Below are 5,257 nucleotides of genomic sequence, written 5' to 3'. Positions count from 1 at the left end.
AACCGAGTAAAGTATTTCCTTGCGCCGCTCGCGAAGGGCGGCGGCGGGCAAGAGGCCCGCGGAACCTTGACAACCGGATACTGAGGATGGAACCCCGGGGGAGACCCCGGGAGTCAGACGGACATTCGAAGCGATAAGCTTTACCATTTATCCCCGTCGGGGCGCGAGCCCCGCGGAGAGTTTTAAGCAGAATCGAAACTCACACGATCTGTCGCGGCCCCGAGGGGCCGCACTTTGAACGGAGAGTTTGATCCTGGCTCAGGATGAACGCTGGCGGCGTGCTTAACACATGCAAGTCGAACGATTAAGACGGCTCCGGCCGTGTATAGAGTGGCGAACGGGTGAGTAACACGTGACCAACCTGCCCCGCGCTCCGGGACAACCGCTGGAAACGGCGGCTAATACCGGATACTCCGCCCCTCCCGCATGGGAGGGGCGGGAAAGCCCCGACGGCGCGGGATGGGGTCGCGGCCCATTAGGTAGTAGGCGGGGTAGAGGCCCACCTAGCCGACGATGGGTAGCCGGACTGAGAGGTCGACCGGCCACATTGGGACTGAGATACGGCCCAGACTCCTACGGGAGGCAGCAGTGGGGAATTTTGCGCAATGGGGGAAACCCTGACGCAGCAACGCCGCGTGCGGGACGAAGGCCCTCGGGTTGTAAACCGCTTTCAGCAGGGAAGACATCGACGGTACCTGCAGAAGAAGCTCCGGCTAACTACGTGCCAGCAGCCGCGGTAATACGTAGGGGGCGAGCGTTATCCGGATTCATTGGGCGTAAAGCGCGCGTAGGCGGCCGCCTAAGCGGAACCTCTAATCCCGGGGCTCAACCTCGGGCCGGGTTCCGGACTGGGCGGCTCGAGTGCGGTAGAGGAGAGCGGAATTCCCGGTGTAGCGGTGGAATGCGCAGATATCGGGAAGAACACCGATGGCGAAGGCAGCTCTCTGGGCCGTCACTGACGCTGAGGCGCGAAAGCTGGGGGAGCGAACAGGATTAGATACCCTGGTAGTCCCAGCCGTAAACGATGGATACTAGGTGTGGGGGGATCCTCCCTCCGTGCCGCAGCCAACGCATTAAGTATCCCGCCTGGGGAGTACGGCCGCAAGGCTAAAACTCAAAGGAATTGACGGGGGCCCGCACAAGCAGCGGAGCATGTGGCTTAATTCGAAGCAACGCGAAGAACCTTACCAGGGCTTGACATGCGAGTGAAGCCGCGGAGACGCGGTGGCCGAGAGGAGCTCGCGCAGGTGGTGCATGGCTGTCGTCAGCTCGTGTCGTGAGATGTTGGGTTAAGTCCCGCAACGAGCGCAACCCCTGCCCCGTGTTGCCAGCATTCAGTTGGGGACTCGCGGGGGACTGCCGGCGTCAAGCCGGAGGAAGGTGGGGACGACGTCAAGTCATCATGCCCCTTATGCCCTGGGCTGCACACGTGCTACAATGGCCGGTACAGAGGGTTGCCACCCCGCGAGGGGGAGCGGATCCCGGAAAGCCGGTCCCAGTTCGGATCGCAGGCTGCAACCCGCCTGCGTGAAGTCGGAGTTGCTAGTAATCGCGGATCAGCATGCCGCGGTGAATACGTTCCCGGGCCTTGTACACACCGCCCGTCACACCACCCGAGTCGTCTGCACCCGAAGCCGCCGGCCGAACCCTCACGGGGCGGAGGCGTCGAAGGTGTGGAGGGTAAGGGGGGTGAAGTCGTAACAAGGTAGCCGTACCGGAAGGTGCGGCTGGATCACCTCCTTTCTAGGGAGAGCCTAGACCGTCTTCCATCACTCAGCATCCGGCTGCGAGGGCTCCGCGCCCCCGCGCACCTTGACAGTTGCATAGCGCGTGACATTGATAGTCACTGACATGATCAACACCAACATCAATTCCTTAAGCAAATGCTACAGGTTCGATGGGTGTTCGCATCATGGACAAGACGATTCATCACGATCGCGAACGTATGTTGTACGACGGATTTATTCTCATATATATCCAACGGACGAAACCGTGGAGGGGCCGCTACCCGGCCCCTCCCAGAAGCGACCTAAAGATGGTAGGAAGATACCAAGGGCGCACGGCGGATGCCTTGGCACAGGAAGTCGACGAAGGACGCGGCAAGCTGCGATAATCTGCGGGGAGTGGCAAACACACCTTGATCCGCAGGTCTCCGAATGGGGGAACCCAGCAGGGGTCATGCCCTGCTATCCCCGCCTGAATCAAATAGGGCGGGCGAAGGCAACCGGGGGAACTGAAACATCTAAGTACCCCGAGGAAGAGAAATCAACCGAGATTGCGCGAGTAGCGGCGAGCGAAAGCGCACCAGCCCAAACCCGGGCGCGTGTAAGCGGCAGGCGTTGCCGCCCGGGGGTTGCGGGACACTCGTCACGGAGCTGCCCTCCGTGGAGTGGTTACAAATCCACATGGTAGCGGAACGGCATGGAAGGGCCGGCCGCAGCGGGTGAGAGCCCCGTACGCGAAACCATGCGGACCACTGCAGTGTATCCCGAGTAGGGCCGGGCACGTGAAACCCGGTCCGAAGCCGGGGGGACCACCCTCCAAGGCTGAACACTCTCCTGTGACCGATAGCGAACCAGTACCGTGAGGGAAAGGTGAAAAGCACCCCGAGAGGGGAGTGAAACAGTACCTGAAACCGTGCGCCCACAAGCAGTCGGAGCAATCTTGCATTGTGACGGCGTGCCTTTTGTAGAATGAGCCAGCGAGTTGCGGTGTGCGGCGAGGTTAAGTTAGGAAACGAGCCGCAGCGAAAGCGAGCCTTTAAGATGGCGAGTGAGTCGCACGCTGCAGACGCGAAGCCGGGTGAGCTATCCATGGGCAGGCTGAAGCGGGGGTAAGACCCCGTGGAGGGCCGAACCCACTTCGGTTGAAAACGGAGGGGATGACCTGTGGATAGGGGTGAAAGGCCAATCAAACCCGGAGATATCTCGTTCTCCCCGAAATAGCTTTAGGGCTAGCCTCGGCCGTTAACCCGCGGTGGTAGAGCCACCGGATCCCTGAGGGGGCTTCACCGCCTACCGACGGGAACCGAACTCCGAATGCCGCGGGTCCAGAGGCCGGGAGTCAGAGGGCGTGGGCTAAGCTGCGCGCTCGAGAGGGAAACAGCCCAGACCGCCCGCTAAGGTCCCCAAGTCATCGCTGAGTGGCAAAGGATGTGCGTCTGCCCAGACAACCAGGATGTTGGCTTAGAAGCAGCCATGCATTTAAAGAGTGCGTAACAGCTCACTGGTCGAGTGGACATGCGCCGACAATTCACGGGGCTAAGCGATGCACCGAAGCGGCGGACTGATTTTTCAGTGGTAGGGGAGCTCTCCGTGCTGCGGGGAAGCGGAAGGGCGACCTTCCGTGGAGCGCACGGAGGTGAGAATGCTGGCATGAGTAACGAGACCAGGGCGAGAAACCCTGGCGCCGTGAGCCTAAGGGTTCCTGGGCGAGGCTAATCCCCCCAGGGTCAGTCGGGAGCTAAGGCGAGGCCGACAGGCGTAGCCGATGCGCAGCGGGCAGAGATTCCCGCACCGCCGACGGCGCGGCACCACCGATGGGGCGACGGAGAAGGGTAGCCGGGCGGGGTTCTGGACGTCCCCGTGAAAGCGCGTAGGGCGCAGGGCATGGAAATCAGCCCTGCACGGAGCCTGAGACGCGAGACGAAGCGACTGAGCGAAGCCGGTGAGCCCATGCTTCCGAGAAAAACCTCTAGGGAGTGCCGTCGGCGCCCGTACCAAAACCGACACAGGTGGGCGGGTAGAACATACCGAGGCGATCGGGAGAACCACGGTTAAGGAACTCGGCATACTGGCCCCGTAACTTCGGGAGAAGGGGCGCCGCTGCTGGTGATAGCCCTCGCGGCAGGAGCTGGCGGCGGCCGCAGCGAAACGGCCCAAGCGACTGTTTATCAAAAACACAGGACTCTGCAAAGTGGCAACACGACGTATAGGGTCTGACGCCTGCCCGGTGCCGGAAGGTTACGCGGATGTGTCAGCCGCAAGGCGAAGCACTGAAGCCAAGCCCCGGTAAACGGCGGCCGTAACTATAACGGTCCTAAGGTAGCGAAATTCCTTGTCGGGTAAGTTCCGACCTGCACGAATGGCGTAACGATTTGGGCGCTGTCTCAACCGTGGACCCGGTGAAATTGTACTGTTCGTGAAGATGCGAACTACCCGCGGAAGGACGGAAAGACCCCGTGAACCTTTACTGCAGCTTGGCATTGGCATCTGGTACGGCGTGTAGAGGATAGGCAGGAGCCCGCGAAGCGGGGGCGCAAGCCCCCGTGGAGGCGACCTTGGAATACTGCCCTCGTCGTGCCGGCTGCCTAACGCGCGGCCGTGATCCGGCGCGCGGACCGTGCCAGGCGGGTAGTTTGACTGGGGCGGTCGCCTCCCAAAACGTAACGGAGGCGCGCACAAGGTCCGCTCAGGACGGTCGGCAACCGTCCGCAGAGCGCAAGAGTGCAAGCGGGCTTGACTGCGAGACGGACAGGTCGAGCAGGGACGAAAGTCGGTTCTAGTGATCCGGCGGCTCAGAGTGGAATGGCCGTCGCTCAACGGATAAAAGGTACTCCGGGGATAACAGGCTGATCTTGCCCAAGAGTCCACATCGACGGCAAGGTTTGGCACCTCGATGTCGGCTCATCGCATCCTGGGGCTGAAGTCGGTCCCAAGGGTACGGCTGTTCGCCGTTTAAAGCGGTACGCGAGCTGGGTTCAGAACGTCGTGAGACAGTTCGGTCCCTATCCTCCGCGGGCGCAAGGGAGTTGAGGAGATCTGCCCCTAGTACGAGAGGACCGGGGTGGACGGACCTCTGGTGACGCGGTTGTCGACCAACGGCACCGCCGCCTAGCTACGTCCGGCACGGATAACCGCTGAAGGCATCTAAGTGGGAAGCCGCCTCCGAGATGAGCTCCCTCTCCGGTAAGGGCCCAGTTAGACTAACTGGTCGATAGGGCGCAGCTGCAAGCAGGGCGACCTGCTCAGGCGAGCGCTACTAATAGCCCGAGCTCTTCTTTGCACATCTTCGCACACACGTTGGCGATCTGATGGTCGGTGCCGCGCGCATGCAGCCGCCAGGGTGGCGCGGGAAGCGCCCCCTCTGGAGGGCCCCATACAGGAGCCCGCGGGAGCGCCTCCCGCGAGCGGAACCATGGAGCGGGGGATCACCCGATCCCATTCCGAACTCGGAAGTTAAGCCCCGCATCGCCGATAGTACTGCGGCGCCAGGCCGCGGGAGGACAGGTCGTTCCGCTCGCAGGGGGCGCTTTTTG

General features: G+C 62.0%; 3 rRNA genes. All 3 read left to right on the top strand.

Annotated features, from left to right (window positions below):
* Positions 1–235: 235 nt before the first annotated feature.
* Positions 236–1,743: ribosomal RNA gene (locus VIN30_RS11435) — 16S ribosomal RNA — on the top strand.
* Between the two features lie 296 nt (positions 1,744–2,039).
* Positions 2,040–5,004 (top strand): 23S ribosomal RNA (locus tag VIN30_RS11430).
* A gap of 122 nt (positions 5,005–5,126) precedes the next feature.
* Positions 5,127–5,241 (top strand): 5S ribosomal RNA (rrf, locus tag VIN30_RS11425).
* Together the 16S, 23S and 5S rRNA genes form the textbook arrangement of a ribosomal RNA operon.
* The last annotated feature ends 16 nt before the right edge of the window (positions 5,242–5,257 follow it).

The organism is Adlercreutzia wanghongyangiae (assembly GCF_035989245.1).
Taxonomy (GTDB): domain Bacteria; phylum Actinomycetota; class Coriobacteriia; order Coriobacteriales; family Eggerthellaceae; genus Adlercreutzia; species Adlercreutzia wanghongyangiae.
Note: the sequence above shows the minus strand (reverse complement) of the source record. Positions and strands in the feature narration are given on the sequence as shown.